We start from the raw sequence: 21,412 nt of genomic DNA on the forward strand, positions 1-21,412 counted from the left end.
GAGTACCAACGATGGCCGAACCGAGTACCGGTGCGCTGGCGGTGACGGCTGCTGTTGGTGTGACTACCGCAAGCTTTATCCCTGGCATTGATGTGAATGCAGTTGTGGGCGCCTTTGCGGGCGCGATGTTCTTCGTGGTGTTCGCCAGAGAACTGACGGCGCTGTCGAGGCTTGGTTACTTCCTGGCCTCTTGGGTGCTGGGCTACTACGTGTCGAGTGAGGTGATGGGCCGCAACTGGGCGAACACCTCAGGCCTAGTGGCCTTCTTCGGCGCCTTGTTCTGCGTGGTGGTGTGCATCAGCCTGTTGGAGTGGGTGCAGGGCGGCAAGACGCCTGGCTGGTTGCGATTCATCGCTGACCGCTTTGGAGGTCGCAATGGTTGATCCCTGGACTTTGATCGCTGCCGCTCTGTGCGGCGCGATCTGCTACCGCATCGCGGTCTATCGCCGTGATGGTGCGCGCTACCGTGCCGGTGTGTCGTGGCTGGCCTACCTGCTTGCCGTAGGCACTGGGTGCGAGTCGTTGCTGATCACGCTATCGGTAATGTTCGCCAAGCCGGTGCCGGCTGTATCCCCGTTCTTATTGATGGTGCTGATCGTTCTGGTGGTGCTGGTCTATCGCGCCCGAGGGAATGTCGCACGCATCCTCAGGATGGATTAATACGCGCCACGTTTTCGAATGCGCCAAATCGTGGCGCGGGATATCTCAATGAAAGTAATCGTAACCAAGCTCCTGGGATCGGCTGAGGTCGAGTTCCTGCGTGAAGGTGTGGTCGTTCACCGCGAGCGGTTCACCGGCAAGGTCACCTCCGAGTGCCGGCGCACCATTGCGTTCAATGAATCGTTCGATGACCACCGTTGCCGGTTTGTGACGGCCATGCCTGCTGATCGGGCATTCCAGTATCAGGTTTCGCCGTGAGCAAAGTTGCCCGCCTGCGGCACGCGCTGCCGATGAGCCCGGACATCAATGCAGCGGTAGCCGATCTCGACAAGGCCATTGCCGATGCCGTGGATGCCGCCAAGGAAGCCGGGCTGCCTCAGGGGCTGATCGTCAGCTTGCTCCACGGTCACGCACATGCACAGACCCACCAGATGGTAACGAATGACCATTGAATGACGTTCGAACTACGTTGAATGACCATTCATTCGCGAAACACCCCATGAATGAGGCTTAGCCATGGCCCTATGCGGCGCAAAGAAGCGCAGCAATGGGGAACCATGCAAGCGACACGCTGTACCGGGTTCCTCTCGCTGCAAGCTACACGGCGGGGCGGCTGCCAAGGCCAACAAGGGCAATCAGCACGCCCGCAAGCACGGCATCTACTCCGACACACTGACTGCTGATGAGCATGGCCTGTGGGATGACATCGGCATCGGCACGCTGGATGACGACATCAAGATCGCCAAGCTCCAGTTACGGCGCGCACTGATGGCCCAGGCCAAGGCTGAAGCCGGCGACGGGCTTGTTCTGGATATGGAAAGCATCCACACCCAGGCGACCGACCCAGTTGAAGAGGGCCAAGAGCTGAAAGAGCCAGGCCGCCCATCAATGACAACCCAGCGCCGACGCCAGGGCTACGAAGACATCATCAACCGTCTTCTCGGCCGCATTGGCGACCTTGAGTCGAAGCGCGCCGACATGATCAAGAAGCTCGACCCTGAAGACGACGGGCCATTGCCTCAGCGCATCGAAGTGGTGGTGACTGACGCGAGACGCCCTAATGCCGAGCCTTAACGTACCCCAAGCCCAGTTCCTGGCACTGCCCCACAAGTTCCGTGCTTTTGTGGCTGGGTTCGGCTCTGGCAAGACCTGGGTAGGCTGCTCAGCGCTGGGTAAACACTTCTGGGAGTGGCCGCGCATCAACGCCGGCTATTTCGCTCCTACATACGCCCAGATCCGCGACATCTTCTACCCGACAATGGAAGAGGTGGCGCGCGACTGGGGGCTTCGAACTGAGATCAATCAGTCGAACCATGAAGTGCACGTCTACAGCGGGCGGCAATACCGCGGCACCGTGATATGCCGATCCATGGAGAAACCTCAGACAATCGTCGGCTTCAAGATTGGTCATGCTCTGGTCGATGAGCTCGACGTAATGAGCCTGGTCAAGGCGCAGCAGGCCTGGCGCAAGATCATCGCCCGAATGCGCTACAACGCCACAGGTTTGCGCAACGGGGTGGACGTAACGACGACCCCAGAGGGTTACAAGTTCGTCTATCAGCAGTTCCTCAAGCAGGTGCGCGACAAGCCATCGCTGGGTGATATGTACGGCCTTGTGCAGGCCAGCACCTTCGACAACGAGCTGAACTTGCCAGAGGACTACATCGCCTCTCTGATGGAGTCGTATCCGCCGCAGTTGATCATGGCGTACCTCAAGGGCCAGTTCGTCAACCTGACGTCCGGCACGATCTACACGGCCTACGACCGCAAGCTCAACGGATGCTTCGACACAGTGCAGCCCGGTGAGCCGCTGTTCATCGGGATGGACTTCAACGTCGGCAAGATGGCGGCGATTACCCACGTTAAGCGCGACCAGGGGTTGCCCAGGGCTGTAGATGAGCTGATCGACGGCTACGACACGCCCGACATGATCCGCCGCATCAAAGAGCGCTACTGGCAGCACGACGGCAACGACTTCAAGAAGACCTGCGAGATCAGGATCTACCCGGATGCCTCGGGTGATTCACGCAAGTCCGTGAACGCCAGTATCACCGACCTGGCCATGCTCAAGCAGGCCGGGTTCGCGGTCATCGCTCCAGCAGCGAACCCGCCGGTGAAGGACCGTATCAACGCAATGAACGCCGTCTTCTGCAATGCGCAGGGCGAGCGCCGCTACCTGATCAACTCGCTCACCTGCCCAACCTACGCCGACGGCCTGGAGCAGCAGGTGTGGGGCGCGAACGGGGAGCCAGATAAAACCGCCGGCATCGATCACGCGAACGACGCCGGCGGCTACTTCATCCACAGCGAGTACCCGATCATCAAACCGGTCACCGCTATCAAAATGGGATACGCCCGATGAGCTACGACGTCTCCTTCAAGCGGGCGGAATACACGGCAGTGCTGGACCGCTGGGCGACCGTTCGCGACGTCTGTGCCGGCCAGCACCGGGTTGTCGACCGACTGCCGTACATCAACACACACGACAAGTCTCCCGAGAACGTAGACCGGAATAAGGCCTATCGCGAACGTGCGGTATTCAAGAACGCCACCGGGCACACCCGTAACGGGCTGCTCGGCCTGGCGTTCCACAAAGACCCGACGTTGACGGTGCCCAAGAAGCTGGAGTACCTGCAGGACAACGCCAATGGCTCGGGTGTGAGCATCTACCAGCACTCGCAGGGCACCCTAGAGAAGGTGCTTGAGGCCGGGCGACATGGCCTGTACGTCGACTATCACCAGGACAATGGCGGCGGGGGCCACTCGGTGATCCTTTCCTACTGCGCCGAGGACATCATCAACTGGCGCACGGGCATGGTGAATGGTCACAGCGTGCTGACCCTGGTGGTACTGCGCGAGTTGCCTGAGATTGCGGAGGGCTTCGGGTTCAAGACGGTTGAGCAGTACCGGGAGTTGGCACTGGAAGACGACGGTTTCGTTTGCCGCGTTTGGCGCCGGTCTGGGTCGAAAGGTGGTGGGCCACTGGCAGTCATCGACGAGTTCAAACCCGAAGGTGTAACCGGTCGCCTCAAGGAGATCCCGTTTACCTTCGTCGGCGCACAGAACAACGATCCAAGCATCGACGAGTCGCCGCTATACGACATCGCCATGATCAACCTGGGCCATTACCGGAACAGTGCCGATTACGAAGACAGCGTTTTCTGGTGTGGGCAGGCACAGCCTTGGATCAGTGGTCTGGATGAGCAGTGGCGCGACTGGATGCAGAAGAACGGCATCTATGTTGGTTCGAGAGCGCCGATGCTTTTACCTGTGGGCGGCGCATTCGGTTACGCGCAGCCCACGCCGAACACCCTGGTCAAAGAGGCCATGGCCGACAAGAACCAGATGATGATCGAGCTGGGCGCCCGGATGGTGGTTGCGTCACTTGCTACCAAGACCGCTACGGAGTCCCGCGGCGATCAGTCAGCCTCAACATCGGTGCTGGCTGGCTGCGTGGCCAACGTCAGCGAGGCATACACCCGCGCAATCATGTGGTGCTGCGCCTACATGGGCATCACCGACAAGAAGGTCGCCTACCAGGTCAATCAAGAGTTCGTCGAGCTGACGGCGGATCCGCAGATGATCACAGCCCTGGTGGGCTTGTGGCAGAACGGCGGCTTCGCGAAAGCGGATCTTCGAGCGTACCTACGCAAGCTTGGGCTGATCGCACCAGAGCGCACCGACCAACAGATCGACGGCGAGCTGGAAGAGCAGGGCGACGGCCTGGGCCTGGACGACGAGGACAAAGTAGATGGCGGTGAACCAAGCGATACTTGATGCGACCATCCGGCACGCAGTCTTCCTCGAAAAGCTCAAGGCGGGGGAGGTGGGCAAGTTCGCTCCCTTCCTCAAGGAAATTGACCGATCTATCCGAGATCGGCTGACCCAGTCGGACCTGACGGAATACAACACGAAGCGTCTGGAGGCACTGCTGAAGGAAGTCGACAGCCTGTTACTGGGCATTTTCGACCGCTACAGCGCGCAACTGAACCTCGACCTGGTGGATATCGCCAACTACGAGGCTGAGTTTGAGGCGTCAAGTCTCGCCAGGTCTGCGCCGGTTGGCGTGTCGCTGGATGTGGTCGCCCCGACGGCTGCTGCAATCCGAACCGCAGTGCTGACGAACCCGCTCAGCGTGCGCGGTGCCGGCGGCGGGAAGCTGCTCAAGGCTTTCATTAAGGGGTGGACTGGCGCCGAACGTGAGCGCGTCACCGGTACCATCCGGCAAGGCTTCTTCGAAGGACAGACGAATTTCCAGATCATCCGCAACATTCGCGGTACCAAGGCGGCCGGATACAAGGACGGGATCCTTGCTACCACCAACCGCAATGCCAGCACGGTTGTGCACACCGCCATTCAGCATGTGTCGTCCCAGGCACGGATGGAGGTGGCCAAGGCCAACACGGATATCGTCGAAGAAATCCAGATGGTGGCAACGCTGGACAGCAAGACCAGCCAGCAATGCCGATCATTGGATGGTCGTAGGTTTCCGGTTGAGTCTGGCCCAAGGCCGCCGTTTCACCCGAATTGTCGAACCACCTTCATCCTGCTGACCAAACTTAGCGAGATGTTCGCCAAGGGCGCTACTCGCGCTTCAGCGGGCGCCAATGGCGGCCAGCAGGTCAGTGCAAGCCTGGATTACTACCACTGGCTCCAGCAGCAACCGGCAGCGTTCCAGGACGAGGCTATCGGCCCAGTCCGGGCCAAGCTGTTCCGGGAGGGTGGGCTGACCGTGGAGCGTTTCGCCGAGATGCAGCTGGATCGCAACTTTGCGCCGCTGACCCTAGTGCAGATGAAGGGCCTGGAGCCGCTGGCATTCGAGCGCGCCGGGATTTAACCGAGCATATTCAATCAGCCGCCTCCGGGCGGTTTTTTATTGCCTGCAAAGCGGGCGAAACATACCCAAGGGGTGCATCAACGTGGCAGAAGAAAACGAAATCGACCTGGAAAACCCGGCAATCAAGGCCGCTATCGCGACTGCCGTTGAAGCATCCGTTTCCGGTTTGAAAACCAAGAACACAGAACTGCTGGGCAAGCTGAAGGACACCTCCACAAAGCTGACCCAGTTCGAAACCCAGTTTGAAGGCATCGACATCGACGCCGTCAAAGGCTTGCTCAGTCGCGCGGGCCAGGATGAAGAAACCAAGCTACTGACCGAGGGTAAGGTGGACGAGGTCTTCAACCGCCGCACTGAGCGCCTGCGTGGTGACTACGACAAGCAGTTGAAGGCCGTCACTGGCCGTGCCGAGAAGGCAGAAGCCTTCGCCGCGAAGTTCCAGGGCAAAGTCCTGGGCGACTCGATTCGTGGTGCTGCCCTGAAGGCTGGCGCGCTCCCTGAAGCAACCGACGACATCATCCTGCGCGCCAAAGGCGTGTTCACGCTTAACGAAGAGGGTGAGGCAGTCGCCGTTGACGAGAATGGCCAGACCATCCTCGGCAAAGACGGCAAGACCCCTCTGACCCCGGTCGAATGGGCGGAATCCCTGCGCGAAAGCGCGACTCACCTGTGGCCAAGGGCTTCAGGGACACAAGCCCCGGGCGGGGGTGGCGGCCAGGCTGCATTCAAGCGCTCCGAAATGACTGCTGAGCAAAAGCGCGATTACCAGCGCAAGCACGGCCAAACCGCATATCTTGCATTGCCCAAGTAAGGGGAAATACTCATGCCAACAACTGTTAACAGCGACCTGATCATCTACAACGATGAGGCGCAGACCGCATACCTGGAGCGCATTCAGGACAACCTGGACGTGTTCAACGCATCGTCCAACGGCGCGATCGTTCTCGACAACGAGCTGATCCAGGGCGACTTCCGCAAGCGTGCCTTTTACAAACTCGGCGGCGGTCTGGAGCACCGCGATGTCAACTCCGACGGCAAGGTCACCGCCAAGAAAATCGGCGCTGGCGAGGCTGTAGGTGTCAAGGCGCCATGGAAATACGGCCCGTACCAGACCACCGAAGAGGCGTTTAAGCGCCGCGGCCGGGCAGTGGAAGAGTTCTCCCAAATCATCGGCGCCGATGTTGCCGATGCCACCATCGAAGGCTTTATCGAATACGCAACCGGCGCACTCAAGGCCGCCATCGGCTCGAACGCTGCCATGGTGGTGTCGGCCAACATCGAAACCGACGGCAAGAAGACCCTGACCCGTGGCATGCGTAAATTCGGTGACAAGTTCGGCCGGATCGCGCTGTGGGTCATGCACTCTTCTGCCTACTTCGACATCGTTGATGAAGCGATTGCGAACAAGGTCTACGAAGAAGCCGGCGTCGTGATCTACGGCGGCCTGCCTGGCACCCTGGGCAAGCCAGTACTGGTGACCGACAAGGCTCCAGTGGATGCCATCTTCGGCTTGCTGCCGAACGCCGTGGTCATCACCGAGTCTCAGGCCCCCGGCTTCCGCTCGTACGACGTCAACGACGAGGAAAACCTGGCTATCGGCTACCGCGCCGAAGGTACCGTCAACATCGACGTGCTGGGCTACAGCTGGAAGGAGTCCACCGGTGGCACCAACCCAACACTGGCGGCCGTTGGCTCTGCTGCTAACTGGGTCAAGCACTCGGACAGCAACAAGGTGACCGCTGGCGTGATGATCAATCTCACCGCCACGCCTCCAGCAGGCGGCTGATAACCACCCCAAGAAGCGGCCATCGCTGGCCGCTACGGAGATTCCGATGGAACTCGTTTATACAAACCAGCTTGATGGCTTTGAGCCTGGCAAGCGTTACCGCGTCCCGGGCCTATTCCGCAGCATTGAGCGCGATGCGACCGAAGTGACCGTGGTAGGTGACTATCCCGAAATCGTCACGGCGTACGAAGATGCCGGTGTTGATGTTGAGGTTGTTGAGTTGCCGGTGCCTGTTGTTGGCGGCACGCAGACGTCGGCCTCTGGTGAGCTGTCTCAGCTGCTTGCCGATCTGCAAGCCGAGAGTGGCGCCATGGTTCTGCTGGTCGAAGGCATGGAGGGTGGCGAAATCCACCGTCCAGAGTCTGGCGACTTGGCATTGCGCTTGTTCGAAGTGCTGGGCACCATCCATGCATCAGTTGGTGAGCTGACCGCCGAGCGTGACGGCTTGCTTCTTACTGTCGACGAGCTGCGCGATGAGGTTGAAGCTCTGAAGAGAGCCGCCATCACGCCGACGGATGGTGAGGTCGATGAGATCGCCGCACTGAAAGCAAGGCTCGATGAAGCCAAGGTTCCGTACCGGGCCAACGCTTCGAAGGAATCCCTGGAGAAGCTCGTCGCTGAGCTGACCAAGGAGTAATACTGCTGGCTGTCGGCGATCCGGCGGCCAATCTTCAAACCATTCCAGCGAGTTGACGCATGACACTCATCATCGAGGACGGCACCGGCAAGCCTGACGCCGAAAGCTACGCGAGCGCCGAGGATCTGGCCATGTATGCCGTGAAGTTCGGCACGGTCATTCCTGAGGGTGCTCAAGCGCAGGAAGCGTTGCTGCGCCGGGCCGCTTTGGCTATGGATGGCATGACCTGGAAGGGCCGCAAGACCAGCAGCGAGCAGGGCCTAGACTGGCCGCGGCGGGAGGTGCTGCTGGATCAAGAGATCAAGCCGAACAACTACCTGCCAGCGCGCATCCAGTACGGCCAGATGGCCCTGGCCGCCGAAATCCATCAGGACGATATCGACCCGGTGGAGAAGCGCAAGGGCGCGGTTCTGCTTGATCGTGTTGAAGGTGCGGTGACCCGGCAGTACGCGGCGATCCCAAGCACCAGCAATCGGCTACTGCCAGCGGCACCGGATCGACCAAGTGCTACGCAGTTTGCGGATTACCTACAAAAGCGCGGGCTGTTCGCCGTTCGCGCATAGCCACAACGGAGACCGCCATGGCCACCTTCTACGACGAAATGGCCGTGATGGCTCTGGAGATGATCACAGAGTTCGGCCAGCCTGTGACCATCAGCAAGACGGAGCAGGGCGAGTACGACCCGGAGACGGGCGGGGAAGCGCCGGGGGCAACTGTCGAACAGATCGCCCAGGGCATCCTGCTCGACTTCACCGGTATCGAATTCCAGAACAACAGCCTCATCAAGCAGGGCGACAAGAAGCTCAAGATTGCCGCGCAGGGATTGGCTTGGGTGCCTGGACTGCTCGACAAGGTGGCTGCCCAGGGCCGCACCTGGTCAATCGTGCCCCCGCTTAAAGAGATCAGCCCCGCCGGTACGCCGATCCTGTATGAACTGCAGGTGCGGTCTTGAGCCGGGCAGGCGCCGGGCAGTCCGGCAGCTTCGCCCTGAGCCTGGCCGAGTTCGCCGCCCAGACCAGCGAAGCCATCGATGCCAGCGTGCGTGAAATCATCATCGAGGTCGGAAGCAGCCTGATCCGCATGTCTCCCGTGGGTAACCCGGAGATCTGGGCGCAAAACGCTGTGGCGACCCAGTACAACAAGGCCGTCGACGACCACAACAGCGCGCTGCGCAGCGATCCGGCCAACCTCACGAAAGGTGGCAGGCTCAAGAAGGGTCGCAAGTTGCACGACGGCATGGACGTCATCGCCCCAGAAGGCTATGTCGGCGGCCGGTTCCGGGCGAACTGGCACATCTCGCTCGGCGTGGTCGAAAACGTCACATTTGACGAGGTAGACCCCAGCGGCGCCGAAACCACTGCCGCGCTCGTCGCTGCAATGAGCGACTTCACCGCCGGCCAGATGGCCTACATCATCAACAACTTGCCCTATGCGATCCCGCTGGAGTTCGGCCATTCAACCCAGGCCCCTGGCGGCATGGTCCGGGTAACCGTGGCTCGCTTTCAGCAGATCGTGCTGGAAGCCATCAGGAACAACCAGGTATGAGTCACGCAATCATCGCCTCGATCTACGAAGCCAAGCTCATCGCCTGGAACGCTGTCAGGTCGGAGAAGATGAAGATCGTCTTCGAAAACACGGCCTACACGCCAGCGGCGGGCGAAACCTACATGCGGGCGTTCACGATCCCAGGCGACACCGCGAGCAACACGCTCGGCGGCGACCACCGGCTGTTCACCGGTGTGTTCCAGGTCAGCATCATCGCGCCGGCGGGCACCGGCAAGGCCAAGACGAACCCGATTGTGGCCGAGCTGACGGCTCTGTTCCCGCTATACGCCAGGGACTCGAAGGGCGCGGTCACCGTGGTGATCATGTCGCCGGTCGACCAAGGGCCCGGCATCACGGGCGATTCAAATTACACCGTCCCGGTCTCGTTCTTGTACCGAGCCGACACCAACTGATCCAGCCCATTGGGCAACCCCACGAGCCCGCCATTGAGCGGGTTTTTTCATATCTGCAAAGAGGAAATACCAATGGGCTACAAAATCCCGAACGGCGGCACCTTCCAGCACGCCGCGACCTATGCCGCTGCGCTGGCGTTTGCCACCATCACCAACGCCGCTGAGGCCGTGGCCACCGTTGTCGGCGGCACCCTGGCTGCGGGCGACATCGTCCTGCTCACTTCCGGCTGGAGCAAGCTGGATAGCAAGGTCGTGCGCGTGAAGGCGGCGACTGCTACTGCAATCACCCTGGAAAGTATCGACACTACCGACACCCAGGCCTTCCCTGTCGGTGGTGGCGCCGGGACCATGCGCAAGGTGCTGACCTGGGTTCAAATCCCGCAAATCTCCGATGTGGCCTTCTCCGGTGGCGAGCAGAACTACCTCGACGTGGTTTTCCTCGAAGACGACCAGGGCAAGCAGATTCCCACCGATAAGTCGGCTGCCAGCATGGTACTGACCCTCGCCGACGATCCGATTCAAGACTTCAACAAGGTGTTGATGAAGGCTGATGCGGGCAAGCAGGTCGAGGCCGCACGTTTGAACCTGCCGGGCAATGACACGCTGCTGTACGGCGCCTACACGTCGTTCTCCAAACAGCCGGCGGTGTCCCGTAACAACCTGCTGACCCGCACCGTCAACCTGGCATTGCAGGCCGAGCCGACTCGCTACCTGACTGCGGTGGTGTAATCCATGGCCAAGATCCGTATCGCGCAGAACGCCACTTTCACTGCGCCAGTGCTGATTCCAATTGTCGGCAGCGCGCCTGAGAAGGTTGAGTTCACCTTCAAGTACCGGGATCGCGCCGAGCTTGCTGCTCTGTTCGATGAATGGAACGAGAAGCGGAAGAAAGCGCAGGCCGCATTGGGCGATACACCGTCATGGTCAGAAATTGTGGCCGTGGATACCGAGCAGCAAACCCAGCAGATCAAGGATCTGGTAGTAGGCTGGGGCTTCGACGACGAATACAACGACGACAACATCGTTGCATTCGTGAAGTCCTGCCAGGGCGCCGCCGAGGCGGTCGTTAAAGCCCATGAAGGCGCATATAACCAGGCCCGCCTGGGAAACTAACCGACGCCGCCCGCGCCATGTACTCGCCGAGCGTGCCCGACGCGATTATCGGGATGTTCGGCCTTGCCCCGGGAGATCTGGTTGAGGAGGTGGAGGTCTGGCCCTGTAACTGGCCTGCCTTCCTCCTTTTCAACCGCATGTCCACCCAGTGGCGAGCAGGCGCCGGCGGCGCGATCGGTCTCGACTACACCTGCATCCGCGACGTGGCCGGGTTCCTCGGCATCAAGAAAAAGCAGCTCGCTGAAATCTTCCCTGACCTTCAAGTCCTGGAAGGCGAAGCCCTGCGCGTCATGGCGGAGGAAAGGGAAAACAGCCCGTAACCACGGGCACTTATTCAAGGTGAGTCGATGAACATTGCAGAACTCGGCGTCAAGATCGACTCGGCCGATGCGATCCAGGCAAAAACGAGCCTGGATGAAATGGCGAAGGCTGGCGGCCGGGCCGAGCAGTCCGCCGTTTCGCTGATGAACGAAATGCAGGCGCTGGAGAAATCGCTTTCCACCAGTGCCAAGACCACACAGGACCTGGCAAAGCAGCGTGATGCACTCGCCAAACTCACCAAGACCGGCGCCTATGGCGAGGCCGAGGCGGCGAAGATCTCCGCGCAGCTCGACAAGCAGCAGGTGGCTCTGGCCAAGTCTGCCCTGGATGAGCAGAAGGCCCTGAACAGCCTTCTGGGTGCCATCGACCCGGCCCGCGCCGCACTGGCGAAGCTGGACACTCAGGTCGAGCAGCTTGGTAAGCATCTGGACGCCGGCCGCATCAGCCAGGATCAGTACAACACTGCCCTGAGCAAGATCGACAAGGACTACGCCAAGCTCGAAAAGACGGCCACCGGTTTCGACAAGCTGCGCCTCGGCACCCGCCAGGCGCAGGAAAACGTTGTGCAGTTGGGTAATGCGCTGTCCTCTGGCGACTGGGGTAGTGGCGTTCGCGCCGTGGCTCAGTTGGGCGCGGGCGCCGGGGCGGGTGCCGCGGGGCTGCTTGCCATTCTGGGGCCGCTGGCCCTGGCCACAGCAGCCGTTGGCGGCCTAGCTATTGCCTACTACAAAGGTAGCGAGGAGCAGGACCGCTACAACAAATCACTGATCCTCACCGGTAACTACGCCGGCATCAGTGCTGGGCAGCTTGGCGATATGGCCCGGCAGGTGAGTGCCACTGTCGGCACCACCGGGCAGGCCGCCGAAGTTTTGGCCCTGCTGGCTGGTAACGGAAAGATCGCCGGCGAGAGCTTCACTGGCATTACCCAGGCTGCCGTTTCGATGCAGGAAGCTACCGGCAAGGCGGTGAGCGAGACGGTCGCCGAGTTCTCCAAGCTGGCAGACGACCCGGTAAAGGCCTCCGCTGCACTAAACGAGCAGTATCACTACCTGACGGCCTCGGTTTACTCGCAGATTGCCGCACTGGAAGAGCAAGGTGATCACGCCGGCGCGGTGAAGCTGGCCACAGAGCAGTACGCTGATGCCATCAATGAGCGCACACCGAAGATCCTGGAGAACCTCAGTTTTTGGGAGAGGGCTTATAACGCGGTTGCTCAGGCAGCCGATGGCCTCAAAAATGCCGGCCGCCGAGATATCAACGCGGACATCGAAAATGCCCGCGCTGGCTTGGCTGAAGCCCAGGGCATGGACGGCCTATTCCAAAACCAAAAGTCCAAGGATGCCTTGATCGAGTTCCGGCAAAACCGCCTGAACATGCTGGAAGATGAGAAAGCCGCCCAGGAAGATATCGCCAAGTGGGAGGGCGAGCAGGCCAAGGCACAGGGTGCGGCCGTTACTGCCATGACCAAAGTTGACGCGCTGACCAAGTCGTCGTTGACCAATGAGCAAAAGCGGACCAAAGAGCTTGAGGACTACAAGCAGCAACTGGCTGATATCCGCAAGGTTTCGCCAAACGATCCGCGCCTACAGCAGGACGCTGTCGATAAGAACATAGCGAACATCAACGCCAAGTTCAAAGACCCCAAAGCGCCCGGCACCCAGGTCGACCTGACCAGCTTCAACAGCGCCAAGAACGATCTGGCTGCCATCACCGACACCTACAAAAACTACCAGAAGGAACTGGACGCGGCGCAGAAGGCCGGCCTGCTTTCAGAGGCTGATTACCTGCTGCGGCGCCAGGCGCTGATCGGCAATCAGCTCGACCAGACCACGGCAGCGTACGAGGCCGAGATTGCGGCGTTGGAAGCCGCCAAGGGCAAGAAGAGCACATCGGCAACGCAAAGCATCCAGCTCGACCAGAAGATAGCCGACGCGCGCGCAGGGATGGTCAAGGCGCAGAAGGATGCCGATAGCCAACTTGAAGTGTTGGCGACCAACGAGGCGGGGCGACTCGCCAAGCAGGAGCGGGCGATCAGCTCGTACGTACAGGCGCTGGGGCAGCAACAGCGGGCCCTGGAGCTTGCGGGGCAGCGTGCGGTGCTCGGCGTTGGCCAGGGAGATCGCCAGAACGCGCTCAACGGGGAGCTGAACAGCCAGCAAGACCGGTTTGCTCAGCAGTCGCTGGATCTGGAAAACCAACGCTCCGATCCATCGCGCAATATGTCGGACGAAGAGTTCACCCGAAAATCGCAGGCGCTCGCCGATGCGAACAAGAAGGCGACCGACCAGATCCGGCAAAACTACGCGGATGTGGAGACCGCCCAGGGCGATTGGACGAAGGGCGCGACAGCGGCCTGGGAAAACTATCTGGATTCGGCACAGAACGTCGCAGGGCAGACCAAGAGCCTGTTCGGCAACGCGTTCAGCTCGATGGAGGATTCAATCGTCAACTTCGCCATGACCGGGAAGCTGTCGTTTGCTGACTTCACCAAGTCAATTCTTGCCGATATGGCACGCATCGCTACCCGACAAGCAGCCTCTGGTCTTCTCGGCTCCCTTGTGGGGCTCGGCGTGTCTGCTGCTGGCTCGTACTTTGGCGGCGGTGCCGCGACATCAGCAGGGTCGACAGCGGCCGGTTATAGCCCTGAAGTATTGGCTGGCTGGTCCGGTGTGACCCAGGCAAAGGGTGGCGCATGGTCCGGCGGCGTGCAGATGTTTGCCGACGGCGGTGCGTTTACCAACTCCATCGTCAGCAAACCCACGGCGTTTGGCATGGCCAACGGCAAGACCGGGGTGATGGGCGAGGCAGGGGAAGAGGCAATCATGCCGCTGACCCGAACGTCCAGTGGCAAGCTTGGAGTTATGGCTGCCGGTGGCGGATCTGGCTCTACACAGATCAATGTCGAGGTGCACATCGATGGCGAGGGCAACGCCTCGTCCTCGGCTGATGCTCCCGGCTATGACCTGTTCGGCAAGGAACTGGCAACGTTCGTCGAGCAGAAGTACCAGGAGCTGCGGACGAAGGACATGCGCCAAGGCGGCGTCATCAACAAAGCAATAAAGGGGCGCTGATGGCAATCGAACGATTCACTTGGGCGACGGAGAAGGGCGCGGAGGGTGATATCACCCAGCGCGTCCGCTCCAAGCAGTTTGGCGATGGGTACGAGCAGTCGGTCGAGGATGGCCTTAATAACCGGTCGCAATCCTGGCCCGTGACCTTCACGGGCCTGAAGGGGCGCATCAAGGACATTATAGCGTTCCTCGACCGGCACAAAGGGGCGAAGGGCTTCCTCTGGGAGCCGCCCCTCGGCGAGCTTGGCCTATACAAGTGCAACGGCTACAAGCCTGCGCACCGCGGCGGCCAGGTCTACGCCATCACTGCAACCTTCCAGCAAACCTTTCACCCTTGAGATAACCGCCCATGGCACTGATCACGGACATCCAGAAACTGGAGCCCGGCGGCGAAATTCGCCTTTTTGAAATTGACGGGACCGAGTACGGCGCGGATTACCTGCGCTTTCACGGGCACGCTATTCCGCATACACCCGAAGAACTGCAGGCCTACGAGAATTCCGATGAGGAGCTCCCGGCCAAGTCGATTTGGTGGCAGGGCGAGGAGTACGCGGCTTGGCCGGTGCAGATTGAGGGCATTTCTTCGAGCAGCGACGGCACCGCCTCTCGGCCGACTTTCGCCGCCGGCAACGTCAATGGGCGCGTCACGGCGCTGTGCCTCGCCTTCGAGGACCTGCTGAAGTTCAAGCTGACGGTTCGCGAGACGCTGGGCAAGTACCTGGACGCGGCAAACTTCCCCGAGGGAAACCCAACTGCTGATCCTACTCAGGAAGCGCTGGAGATCTGGTACATCGACCAGAAAACCAGTGAGGATGGCGAGGCCGTGGTCTGGGAGCTGTCCTCGCCGGGCGAGATCGATAACCACGGTCTGCCAGGGCGCCAAATGACGACGTTCTGCCACTGGGCCATGACCAACGGTTATCGGGGGCCGGATTGCGGATACACCGGCGCCGCCATGTTCGATGACGAGGACAACCCCACGGATGACCCGGCCCTGGACCAGTGCAAGGGTTGCCTGTCGTCTTGCAAGCTGCGCTTCGGCGAAAACAACGAACTTTCCTTTGGTGGATTCCCCGCCGTGTCCCTGATCGCCCGGAGTTGACCATGCGCAAGCACATCATTGCGGCCATCCAGGCGCACGCGGCGGCGGAATATCCGAAAGAGTGCTGTGGTCTGCTGCTCGCCATCGGGCGCAAGCAGAAGTATTTCCCGTGCCGGAACATCGCCACTGAGCCGAGCGAAGAGTTTCGGCTTGACCCGGAGGACTATGCCGCTGCGGAAGACCTGGGCGAGGTGATCGGCATTGTTCACTCGCACCCGGACGCCACCAGTCGGCCGTCACCGCACGACCTGGCCATGTGCGAGGCTACGGCGTTGCCCTGGCACATTCTGAGCTGGCCCGAGGGCGACCTACGCACGATCACTCCGACCGGCCATACGCCACTGCTCAATCGTCCGTTCGTACACGGCGCCTGGGACTGTTGGCAGGTCTGCGCAGATTGGTATAAGCGTGAGTGGGGCTTGGAGTTTGAAGCCTTCCAGCGCACCGATGGTTGGTGGGAGAGCGCGGAGAACGCCAGCCTGTACGAGCAGCACTACGAGGCGGCCGGGTTTGTACGCGTCGACCGGCCCCAGCGCGGCGACATGATCGTCATGCACGTCGGGCGGACTGTTCACCCAAACCACGCCGGGATCTACCTGGGCGCTGATCCGACACTACCTGACGAAGAGTCGCGCGTGTTCGGTCCCGGTCCCTTCCTCCTGCACCACCTCTACGGAAGGCCGTCCGAGATCATCGTATACGGCGGTCCTTGGCACGACCGAACACGCCTGATCCTCAGGCACAGAGATTCAAAACAACCATGACGCGGCAGGGCCGCTGGAGCTAGGCATGCAAACCTCGCAACGCTACATGCTGACTATTCACGACCTTTTCACCATTACCGGCGGTGGTATCTGCGGCGCTGAAGCCGAAGTCGCAATTTTTGATGGTGGCGTCGAGATTGATCGCGTGAAATTCTCCGGCAAGTGCCAGAGCAAGGATGGCTACAACCGCGCATACACACGAAAGCCAGGCCTTACCGCTGGTCTTGTGTCTGGTCCGGGCAGAATTGATTTTGCCGTAGCGCAGGCGTAGGGGCGGCCGTCAGTTGTCGAGCATCTCGCGGCGCATCATGGCCTGGAACTTCTCCCGCTCGATTCTGCCGAGAGCCTCCGCCACTTCGAGTATCTGAGGGCCGAAACTGTCTTCATCTTCGGTTCCGGCTGCTGCCTTGGCTTTGCTCATGAGGAAATCGAGGGCGCGGCTGTGCTTGGAGCTTTCCATGCTGAGCCTGGCTATTTCCCTGTCCAGTTCATCAGCCTTCGCTACCTCAACCTCATCAAGGGTTCGAGGCGAGAAGCTGGTGGTGAGTCTGGAGATGATCTCAGCATGCAGTGAGCGCGAACCTTTACGTGCGCTCTCCTCAAGCTGATCTCTCAGCTCGGCAGGCATCCGAATTGGGTATGGGGAAATCTGGTGGCGATCAGTCATGAATTGCTCGGAGTAGTTTTGCAATGCCGGCAGTATGCGCAATGACTCAATTAGGCTCAATGATCCTACTTGACTCTATTTTTATCTGAGTTAATATGAGTCCACACACCAAGGAGGCAATCATGAAAGACGCACACCAGGTTGCACCGTACAGCCTACGGATAGCAGAGCAGCTCAAGGGGAAGGCAAAGCAGGAGGCGCACACAAATCGCCGAAGCCTAAATGCCGAACTCGGGCTTTTGATTGAGGAGGGTTTCAAGTGGAGGGAGCAGCAGAGCAAGCAGGCGGTAGCCTGAAACGAAGAAGCCCCGGCGTGCAGGCCAGGGCTTCAGATAACGAAATCAACTTCGGAGAAGAAAACGTCATGGGCGATATTAGCACAGCTGTAGCGAAATCCAATGTCATCCCTTTCAAGTTCGGAAAGCAACAAGTGCGCACTCTGCTGATTGACGATCAGCCTTGGTTCGTGGCCAACGATGTTTCTGCCGCGCTTCAGTACAGCGAAGCGTCGGCGATGACTCGCCATCTGGACGACGACGAAAAGGGTCTGTCGATTGTGCAGACCCTTGGCGGCGATCAGGAAATGCTGGTAATCAACGAATCAGGCCTTTACTCGGCAATCCTGCGCAGTCGTAAGGCTGAAGCCAAGCGCTTCAAGAAATGGGTGACTGCTGAAGTCCTTCCGGCGATTCGCAAGCAGGGCCGGTATGAGGATCACGGCAAGATGACAACCCTCATGGACGAACTGATCGGTATGAGCGAGCTGAACGTCATCAAGGGCTTGATCCGAGACAAGTCCAAAGCGGTGCCGGCCGATCAGCGCCAAGGCTTTCAACTGGTGATGCACAACCGCCTGCACACCCGCTTCAACGTGCCGCGCACCGAGTTGATTCCGGCCTCGCAGTTCGAGCAGGCATGCAATTTTATCGGCGGTTACGCGCTTGAGGGTGAATTCCTCGGTAAGGAAGAGCCAAAGCCTGCACTGAGTATCCACTACCCGATTGAGACGCTGACCGCTCGCCGCGAGGGAATGCTGATCGTCCGCAACGAAGATCAAGCGTGGCTGGACGTGACGATGCATGACCTGCGCGACCTTCATGGCAGCGGCACTCCGCTCGAACAACTTCTTTGGGAGCTTGAGCAGGCCGGCTTCGACATTGAAGGTGCATGGTGGGAGCTTCGGACCTATCGCAACAAGCTGCGCGAATTCAGTTCCTTTGTCACGGGCATGGGGCGGGTGGCGGAAGAGCCGCATCGTTATGCAGTGAAGACCCCAAAGGCGAGGGCGGCAGCATGAACTTCACCCTGAAAGTTGGTGGCCGCGCCTTGATCTTGATGCCTGAGCGGCCAAATCTAGTCGGTCGTTCCGGCCAACTGATCCGCAAGACCGAAGAAAACTGGCTGATGCTGGTCGAGGGCAAGCGCTACTCGGTCAGCGAGAAGAGCCTGATGCCGCTGGACGGCTTTAACCCTGGCGCTCCGAGCGCAATGTGTGCGGAGGTGGTGGCATGAATACAGGAATTATTCCGTTCCACTACGAGGGGCAGGCCGTCAGCTTTAATAGTGATGGCTGGATCAATGCCACTGAAGTGGCGGCGCGTTACGGGAAGAAGCCAATCAAGTGGCTAGAGCTGGCCAGCACGAAAAACTACATGGCGGCGCTTTCTCGGCACCTAGGTTTTGATGTCCGCAATTCGGACTTCAAAATGGTCGAGGCGTCCCGGGTTCGTGGTCGCGCCGGTACTTGGCTGCATCCAAAGCTTGCGGTTGCATTTGCCCGATGGCTGGATGACGACTTTGCGGTCTGGGCTGACCTTCATATTGATGCGCTCCTGCGTGGTGAGCTCAACGAAAAGCAACAATTTGACCGGGCATGCAAGGCCCTGAACGACGCTCAGAGCATTGCCAGCCTCAGCGGAAAAGAGCTTTCAAAGTTTCGGTGGAAAAAGCCGAAGCTTGTGCACGACGTTGACTACTGGCGAGACCAATTGCAGCTCACGCTCGGCCTAGACGCGGCCTAGCATCCCACTAACCCGAAGAACCCCGCCCATGCGGGGCTTTCGTGTTGGCGTTTCAACAGTCAATCCGTCGGTGGTAGAGTCTCCCGTCTTTGAACAGGGATGCTCACGATGTGAACACACTGGAACTGGTTCAGTCGTACTTACTCGAGCCAAGCGATACGGTCAGTCCTACCGACCGAGAGTGTTACCGCTTGACGGTTGAGGATAAGCGTCAGATCGAAGCTGCCATCGAAAAGCATGGCGCTCAATCTCTTGGAAACGTCACCAAGGGCGGAGCGATGCTTTACCTTCGGTTCCCCATGCGCTTCGCCGGGGATGATGAAAGGTATCTGAGGGCTTTGTTTGCTCCAGATACAGTCAAGTGGGAACCGCTAGCTCCAGGAGAGAGGTCAGACTACGAGCCGATGAATGATTTGCCACGTGCAGAAATAGGCTGGCCAATCAAAGAGGAGAAAGTTTGCATTCCTTACACTGGAGGGCCTGAGCGAGTCGCTATCTCATTGCTTTCCCAGAATGGATGGAAAGGGGTTCATACAGAGGGGCATACGATTCGCAGTATTTTTAGGGCGCTGTTGCTTCCTTATCTATACGAACACAATCCCTACAAGTCTGTTGATCCCGTTCATACCCCGCTCTGTCACGCAATTCATTATTTGATCCCTATGACTGCTGGCGGGCTCCAGCGAATACTTGATGGGAGTAGAGAGGTGCCTAGGCATGCCATTGATGAAATGCACAAGTTCATTGACTGGAGACTTTCTCAACCGTTGAGTGCCGTGCAGAAAGATTTTGAGGTGATTGCTGACGCGCATGGTTCCGTCTGGCCAAAAACGCCAGGCTCAGATTTGGATATCAGTGATTACCTTTCTGCCGTGCCAAGGGATTTCTGGCATAACTTACTTGAAATTTATGCTAGGTATGACGGGGCGCTCAGCAATGGCTGGCCGGATCTCGAGCTAACAAACGGAAAAGAAATTATGATGGTTGAGGTGAAGGCTAGGGATAAGCTCACCGCACATCAAAGGTTAACTATTCCGGTTCTCATGGCTCTTGGTATGAAGTGCAAGATCCTTCGGATAATAAATTCTAAGCAATAGTCAACGAGAGTCCAATTGGAGAGCGGGATGAGAATTATTTTGGGGGCTCTGGCCTTGGTGGCGGTAGCTGGCTGTTCGACATCCGGAATGCAGCAGGGAGCGCCTTCGTTTTCTGCGCAGTCGCAGAAAACGCCACAACAGTACGCTCGGTGCCTTGGCCCAAAATGGCAGGAGCACAACCCGTCAACCAGCTCCATTGAGACGGAGAGCGGCTACAAGATTTCCGCGTCGGCCGCGTTTTCCGGGGTTGTCGCGCTCGCAGTTGTTGAGGCGTCGTCAAGCGGCTCCCTAGTAAAGGTCTTTCTCCCGATGGATTGGGCTGGAACGGCTGGCTGGAAGGATTCCGCCAAAACCTGTATTTAAATACCTCATCGCAAAAAAACAGCCGCCCACGAGGCGGCTTTTTTACACCTGGAGAAAAGCAATGGCCGCATTCGCTATCGAATATCAACCAATGACTACGATCTTACTGTACGGGCAGCTTAGGCAGTTCGGGCGCTCTTTTCGACTTTCTGTGCGGACCCCTGCCGAGGCGATTAAGGCGCTTTGCGTTCAGATCCCGGGCTTTGAGCGGTTTATCTCCAATGCGAAGTCGAGAGGGATCGAATTCGCAATATTTCGAGGAAGCAAAAACCTCGTAGAGAAAGAGTTGGGATACGAAGGTGGTGGCGATATCCGTATAGCTCCAGTGATTACAGGAAGCAAACGCGGTGGCCTGCTTCAAACGATAGTCGGTGCGGTCATGATCGTGGCAGGTGTTGTAGTCAGCGGCATGTCATTTGGCCTAGCGGCACCCGTTGGTGCAGCACTGATAGCTGGGGGTATCGGTATGGTCGCGGGCGGCGTAATCCAAATGCTCAGCCCCCAAGCTGGCGGCCTCAAAACCAGCGCCGCGCCCGAGAACACCCCTGGGTATGCCTTTGGCTCAGCACAGAACACAACAGCGTCTGGGAACCCTGTACCGCTTTGTTATGGGAAGCGCCGTGTTGGCGGAGCCATAATCAGTGCCGCAATTTACGCTGAAGACCAGGCGTGACCAGGCTTCAGCCTGGTCGGTGCATGATTACTGGGGTATGGAGATTTTTGAAGCGCGCAGTGCTGCCTCAAGCTTTTTCACTCGCTGATCGAGATCATTAATTACGACCTTGAACGCCTGAGCGACGCTGTGGAGTTCGTTTGGCACCTTGCCGCTAACGCTCTTGTCTGCGATGTCCTGCAGCGCTCGGGATAATGCTACGTGTCCAGGTGTATCGTTCATTGCTGACCTCCTAGGTCATATTGCCCGGGTCCATGCGCTTGCGACTCAAAGGACCGGAGCGGCTCATTGGAGGCGCAAAGCTACTACTCCGACGCCGGCAAGTGCCACTGGAATTTCATC

31 protein-coding genes are annotated in these 21,412 nt (G+C 59.2%); 29 read left to right on the forward strand and 2 right to left on the reverse strand.

Features of this window, described 5'->3' with window-relative positions; translation table 11 throughout:
* Positions 1-11 precede the first annotated feature (11 nt).
* From HBO12_RS16810 to HBO12_RS16920, 23 genes are all read left to right on the forward strand, one after another.
* On the forward strand, positions 12-383 hold the full coding sequence (locus tag HBO12_RS16810; protein WP_170042723.1) for a putative holin: 372 nt from the start codon (positions 12-14) through the stop codon (positions 381-383).
* Positions 376-660 (forward strand): phage holin family protein, encoded by a 285-nt coding sequence (locus HBO12_RS16815; RefSeq protein WP_170042724.1) that lies wholly within the window; start codon positions 376-378, stop codon positions 658-660. Before HBO12_RS16810 ends, HBO12_RS16815 begins: the two co-directional genes overlap by 8 nt.
* A gap of 48 nt (positions 661-708) precedes the next feature.
* Positions 709-918, forward strand: coding sequence for a hypothetical protein (locus tag HBO12_RS16820; protein WP_170042725.1), 210 nt, complete (start codon positions 709-711; stop codon positions 916-918).
* Positions 915-1,112: a hypothetical protein gene (locus HBO12_RS16825; protein ID WP_170042726.1), complete on the forward strand. Its 198-nt coding sequence runs from the start codon at positions 915-917 to the stop codon at positions 1,110-1,112. Before HBO12_RS16820 ends, HBO12_RS16825 begins: the two co-directional genes overlap by 4 nt.
* A gap of 64 nt (positions 1,113-1,176) precedes the next feature.
* On the forward strand, positions 1,177-1,734 hold the full coding sequence (locus HBO12_RS16830; protein WP_170042727.1) for an HGGxSTG domain-containing protein: 558 nt from the start codon (positions 1,177-1,179) through the stop codon (positions 1,732-1,734).
* Positions 1,721-3,022: a terminase large subunit domain-containing protein gene (locus tag HBO12_RS16835; RefSeq protein ID WP_170042728.1), complete on the forward strand. Its 1,302-nt coding sequence runs from the start codon at positions 1,721-1,723 to the stop codon at positions 3,020-3,022. The genes HBO12_RS16830 and HBO12_RS16835 overlap by 14 nt, the downstream gene beginning before the upstream one ends.
* Complete coding sequence (locus tag HBO12_RS16840) at positions 3,019-4,437, forward strand: DUF4055 domain-containing protein (RefSeq protein ID WP_170042729.1); 1,419 nt, start codon at positions 3,019-3,021, stop codon at positions 4,435-4,437. Before HBO12_RS16835 ends, HBO12_RS16840 begins: the two co-directional genes overlap by 4 nt.
* Positions 4,412-5,497 carry a minor capsid protein gene (locus tag HBO12_RS16845; protein WP_170042730.1) on the forward strand — a complete coding sequence of 362 codons (1,086 nt, stop codon included), beginning with the start codon at positions 4,412-4,414 and terminating at the stop codon, positions 5,495-5,497. Before HBO12_RS16840 ends, HBO12_RS16845 begins: the two co-directional genes overlap by 26 nt.
* 82 nt (positions 5,498-5,579) lie before the next feature.
* Positions 5,580-6,308, forward strand: a complete 729-nt coding sequence (locus HBO12_RS16850) for a hypothetical protein (RefSeq protein ID WP_170042731.1) — start codon at positions 5,580-5,582, stop codon at positions 6,306-6,308.
* A gap of 12 nt (positions 6,309-6,320) precedes the next feature.
* A complete protein-coding gene (locus tag HBO12_RS16855; RefSeq protein ID WP_170042732.1) occupies positions 6,321-7,283 on the forward strand; it encodes a major capsid protein in 963 nt (320 codons plus the stop codon).
* Positions 7,284-7,329: 46 nt separating this feature from the next.
* Positions 7,330-7,920 (forward strand): hypothetical protein, encoded by a 591-nt coding sequence (locus HBO12_RS16860; RefSeq protein WP_170042733.1) that lies wholly within the window; start codon positions 7,330-7,332, stop codon positions 7,918-7,920.
* Between the two features lie 59 nt (positions 7,921-7,979).
* On the forward strand, positions 7,980-8,483 hold the full coding sequence (locus HBO12_RS16865) for a DnaT-like ssDNA-binding protein (protein ID WP_170042734.1): 504 nt from the start codon (positions 7,980-7,982) through the stop codon (positions 8,481-8,483).
* A 17-nt stretch (positions 8,484-8,500) separates the two neighbouring features.
* Positions 8,501-8,872, forward strand: coding sequence for a hypothetical protein (locus HBO12_RS16870; RefSeq protein WP_170042735.1), 372 nt, complete (start codon positions 8,501-8,503; stop codon positions 8,870-8,872).
* Positions 8,869-9,465, forward strand: a complete 597-nt coding sequence (locus tag HBO12_RS16875) for a hypothetical protein (protein WP_170042736.1) — start codon at positions 8,869-8,871, stop codon at positions 9,463-9,465. Before HBO12_RS16870 ends, HBO12_RS16875 begins: the two co-directional genes overlap by 4 nt.
* Positions 9,462-9,878 (forward strand): phage tail terminator-like protein, encoded by a 417-nt coding sequence (locus HBO12_RS16880; protein ID WP_170042737.1) that lies wholly within the window; start codon positions 9,462-9,464, stop codon positions 9,876-9,878. Before HBO12_RS16875 ends, HBO12_RS16880 begins: the two co-directional genes overlap by 4 nt.
* 72 nt (positions 9,879-9,950) lie before the next feature.
* Positions 9,951-10,607, forward strand: coding sequence for a phage tail protein (locus HBO12_RS16885; RefSeq protein WP_057959946.1), 657 nt, complete (start codon positions 9,951-9,953; stop codon positions 10,605-10,607).
* A gap of 3 nt (positions 10,608-10,610) precedes the next feature.
* Positions 10,611-10,991 carry a phage tail assembly chaperone gene (locus HBO12_RS16890; RefSeq protein ID WP_170042738.1) on the forward strand — a complete coding sequence of 127 codons (381 nt, stop codon included), beginning with the start codon at positions 10,611-10,613 and terminating at the stop codon, positions 10,989-10,991.
* Between the two features lie 17 nt (positions 10,992-11,008).
* A complete protein-coding gene (locus HBO12_RS16895) occupies positions 11,009-11,311 on the forward strand; it encodes a DUF1799 domain-containing protein (RefSeq protein ID WP_170042739.1) in 303 nt (100 codons plus the stop codon).
* A gap of 27 nt (positions 11,312-11,338) precedes the next feature.
* Positions 11,339-14,383: a phage tail tape measure protein gene (locus HBO12_RS16900; protein ID WP_170042740.1), complete on the forward strand. Its 3,045-nt coding sequence runs from the start codon at positions 11,339-11,341 to the stop codon at positions 14,381-14,383.
* Positions 14,383-14,721 (forward strand): phage tail protein, encoded by a 339-nt coding sequence (locus HBO12_RS16905; RefSeq protein ID WP_170042741.1) that lies wholly within the window; start codon positions 14,383-14,385, stop codon positions 14,719-14,721. Before HBO12_RS16900 ends, HBO12_RS16905 begins: the two co-directional genes overlap by 1 nt.
* An 11-nt stretch (positions 14,722-14,732) precedes the next feature.
* On the forward strand, positions 14,733-15,485 hold the full coding sequence (locus tag HBO12_RS16910) for a phage minor tail protein L (RefSeq protein WP_170042742.1): 753 nt from the start codon (positions 14,733-14,735) through the stop codon (positions 15,483-15,485).
* A 2-nt stretch (positions 15,486-15,487) separates the two neighbouring features.
* Positions 15,488-16,249: a C40 family peptidase gene (locus HBO12_RS16915; RefSeq protein WP_170042743.1), complete on the forward strand. Its 762-nt coding sequence runs from the start codon at positions 15,488-15,490 to the stop codon at positions 16,247-16,249.
* Between the two features lie 25 nt (positions 16,250-16,274).
* Positions 16,275-16,520: a hypothetical protein gene (locus HBO12_RS16920; RefSeq protein WP_170042744.1), complete on the forward strand. Its 246-nt coding sequence runs from the start codon at positions 16,275-16,277 to the stop codon at positions 16,518-16,520.
* A gap of 9 nt (positions 16,521-16,529) precedes the next feature.
* Here the strand turns inward: HBO12_RS16920 and HBO12_RS16925 are convergent, their stop codons facing one another.
* Positions 16,530-16,916 (reverse strand): Arc family DNA-binding protein, encoded by a 387-nt coding sequence (locus tag HBO12_RS16925; RefSeq protein ID WP_170042745.1) that lies wholly within the window; start codon positions 16,914-16,916, stop codon positions 16,530-16,532.
* 122 nt (positions 16,917-17,038) lie between these two features.
* Between HBO12_RS16925 and HBO12_RS16930 the strand changes: the two genes are divergently transcribed.
* From HBO12_RS16930 to HBO12_RS16955, 6 genes are all read left to right on the forward strand, one after another.
* Entirely contained in the window at positions 17,039-17,212 is a 174-nt protein-coding gene (locus HBO12_RS16930; RefSeq protein WP_170042746.1) for a hypothetical protein, read from the forward strand.
* Entirely contained in the window at positions 17,176-18,213 is a 1,038-nt protein-coding gene (locus tag HBO12_RS16935) for a BRO-N domain-containing protein (protein ID WP_346343185.1), read from the forward strand. The genes HBO12_RS16930 and HBO12_RS16935 overlap by 37 nt, the downstream gene beginning before the upstream one ends.
* Positions 18,210-18,428: a hypothetical protein gene (locus tag HBO12_RS16940; RefSeq protein ID WP_170042747.1), complete on the forward strand. Its 219-nt coding sequence runs from the start codon at positions 18,210-18,212 to the stop codon at positions 18,426-18,428. The genes HBO12_RS16935 and HBO12_RS16940 overlap by 4 nt, the downstream gene beginning before the upstream one ends.
* A complete protein-coding gene (locus HBO12_RS16945) occupies positions 18,425-18,937 on the forward strand; it encodes a KilA-N domain-containing protein (RefSeq protein ID WP_048375963.1) in 513 nt (170 codons plus the stop codon). The genes HBO12_RS16940 and HBO12_RS16945 overlap by 4 nt, the downstream gene beginning before the upstream one ends.
* Positions 18,938-19,047: 110 nt before the next feature.
* Positions 19,048-20,034 carry a VRR-NUC domain-containing protein gene (locus HBO12_RS16950; protein ID WP_170042748.1) on the forward strand — a complete coding sequence of 329 codons (987 nt, stop codon included), beginning with the start codon at positions 19,048-19,050 and terminating at the stop codon, positions 20,032-20,034.
* Between the two features lie 424 nt (positions 20,035-20,458).
* Entirely contained in the window at positions 20,459-21,070 is a 612-nt protein-coding gene (locus tag HBO12_RS16955; RefSeq protein ID WP_170042749.1) for a tail assembly protein, read from the forward strand.
* Positions 21,071-21,097: 27 nt separating this feature from the next.
* On the opposite strand, the gene HBO12_RS16960 is transcribed toward HBO12_RS16955, so the two are convergent.
* Positions 21,098-21,292 carry a hypothetical protein gene (locus HBO12_RS16960; protein WP_170042750.1) on the reverse strand — a complete coding sequence of 65 codons (195 nt, stop codon included), beginning with the start codon at positions 21,290-21,292 and terminating at the stop codon, positions 21,098-21,100.
* Between the last annotated feature and the right edge of the window lie 120 nt (positions 21,293-21,412).

It is taken from the genome of Pseudomonas sp. WS 5059 (genome assembly GCF_012985525.1).
Classification (GTDB): Bacteria; Pseudomonadota; Gammaproteobacteria; order Pseudomonadales; family Pseudomonadaceae; genus Aquipseudomonas.

Coding starts and splice junctions, on each gene's coding strand:
- HBO12_RS16810 (WP_170042723.1), top strand. CDS start 12: ATGGCCGAACCGAGTACCGGTGCGCTGGCGGTGACGGCTGCTGTTGGT.
- HBO12_RS16815 (WP_170042724.1), top strand. CDS start 376: ATGGTTGATCCCTGGACTTTGATCGCTGCCGCTCTGTGCGGCGCGATC.
- HBO12_RS16820 (WP_170042725.1), top strand. CDS start 709: ATGAAAGTAATCGTAACCAAGCTCCTGGGATCGGCTGAGGTCGAGTTC.
- HBO12_RS16830 (WP_170042727.1), top strand. CDS start 1,177: ATGGCCCTATGCGGCGCAAAGAAGCGCAGCAATGGGGAACCATGCAAG.
- HBO12_RS16835 (WP_170042728.1), top strand. CDS start 1,721: ATGCCGAGCCTTAACGTACCCCAAGCCCAGTTCCTGGCACTGCCCCAC.
- HBO12_RS16840 (WP_170042729.1), top strand. CDS start 3,019: ATGAGCTACGACGTCTCCTTCAAGCGGGCGGAATACACGGCAGTGCTG.
- HBO12_RS16845 (WP_170042730.1), top strand. CDS start 4,412: ATGGCGGTGAACCAAGCGATACTTGATGCGACCATCCGGCACGCAGTC.
- HBO12_RS16855 (WP_170042732.1), top strand. CDS start 6,321: ATGCCAACAACTGTTAACAGCGACCTGATCATCTACAACGATGAGGCG.
- HBO12_RS16860 (WP_170042733.1), top strand. CDS start 7,330: ATGGAACTCGTTTATACAAACCAGCTTGATGGCTTTGAGCCTGGCAAG.
- HBO12_RS16865 (WP_170042734.1), top strand. CDS start 7,980: ATGACACTCATCATCGAGGACGGCACCGGCAAGCCTGACGCCGAAAGC.
- HBO12_RS16870 (WP_170042735.1), top strand. CDS start 8,501: ATGGCCACCTTCTACGACGAAATGGCCGTGATGGCTCTGGAGATGATC.
- HBO12_RS16880 (WP_170042737.1), top strand. CDS start 9,462: ATGAGTCACGCAATCATCGCCTCGATCTACGAAGCCAAGCTCATCGCC.
- HBO12_RS16885 (WP_057959946.1), top strand. CDS start 9,951: ATGGGCTACAAAATCCCGAACGGCGGCACCTTCCAGCACGCCGCGACC.
- HBO12_RS16890 (WP_170042738.1), top strand. CDS start 10,611: ATGGCCAAGATCCGTATCGCGCAGAACGCCACTTTCACTGCGCCAGTG.
- HBO12_RS16895 (WP_170042739.1), top strand. CDS start 11,009: ATGTACTCGCCGAGCGTGCCCGACGCGATTATCGGGATGTTCGGCCTT.
- HBO12_RS16900 (WP_170042740.1), top strand. CDS start 11,339: ATGAACATTGCAGAACTCGGCGTCAAGATCGACTCGGCCGATGCGATC.
- HBO12_RS16905 (WP_170042741.1), top strand. CDS start 14,383: ATGGCAATCGAACGATTCACTTGGGCGACGGAGAAGGGCGCGGAGGGT.
- HBO12_RS16910 (WP_170042742.1), top strand. CDS start 14,733: ATGGCACTGATCACGGACATCCAGAAACTGGAGCCCGGCGGCGAAATT.
- HBO12_RS16915 (WP_170042743.1), top strand. CDS start 15,488: ATGCGCAAGCACATCATTGCGGCCATCCAGGCGCACGCGGCGGCGGAA.
- HBO12_RS16920 (WP_170042744.1), top strand. CDS start 16,275: ATGCAAACCTCGCAACGCTACATGCTGACTATTCACGACCTTTTCACC.
- HBO12_RS16925 (WP_170042745.1), bottom strand. CDS start 16,916: ATGACTGATCGCCACCAGATTTCCCCATACCCAATTCGGATGCCTGCC.
- HBO12_RS16930 (WP_170042746.1), top strand. CDS start 17,039: ATGAAAGACGCACACCAGGTTGCACCGTACAGCCTACGGATAGCAGAG.
- HBO12_RS16940 (WP_170042747.1), top strand. CDS start 18,210: ATGAACTTCACCCTGAAAGTTGGTGGCCGCGCCTTGATCTTGATGCCT.
- HBO12_RS16945 (WP_048375963.1), top strand. CDS start 18,425: ATGAATACAGGAATTATTCCGTTCCACTACGAGGGGCAGGCCGTCAGC.
- HBO12_RS16955 (WP_170042749.1), top strand. CDS start 20,459: ATGGCCGCATTCGCTATCGAATATCAACCAATGACTACGATCTTACTG.
- HBO12_RS16960 (WP_170042750.1), bottom strand. CDS start 21,292: ATGAACGATACACCTGGACACGTAGCATTATCCCGAGCGCTGCAGGAC.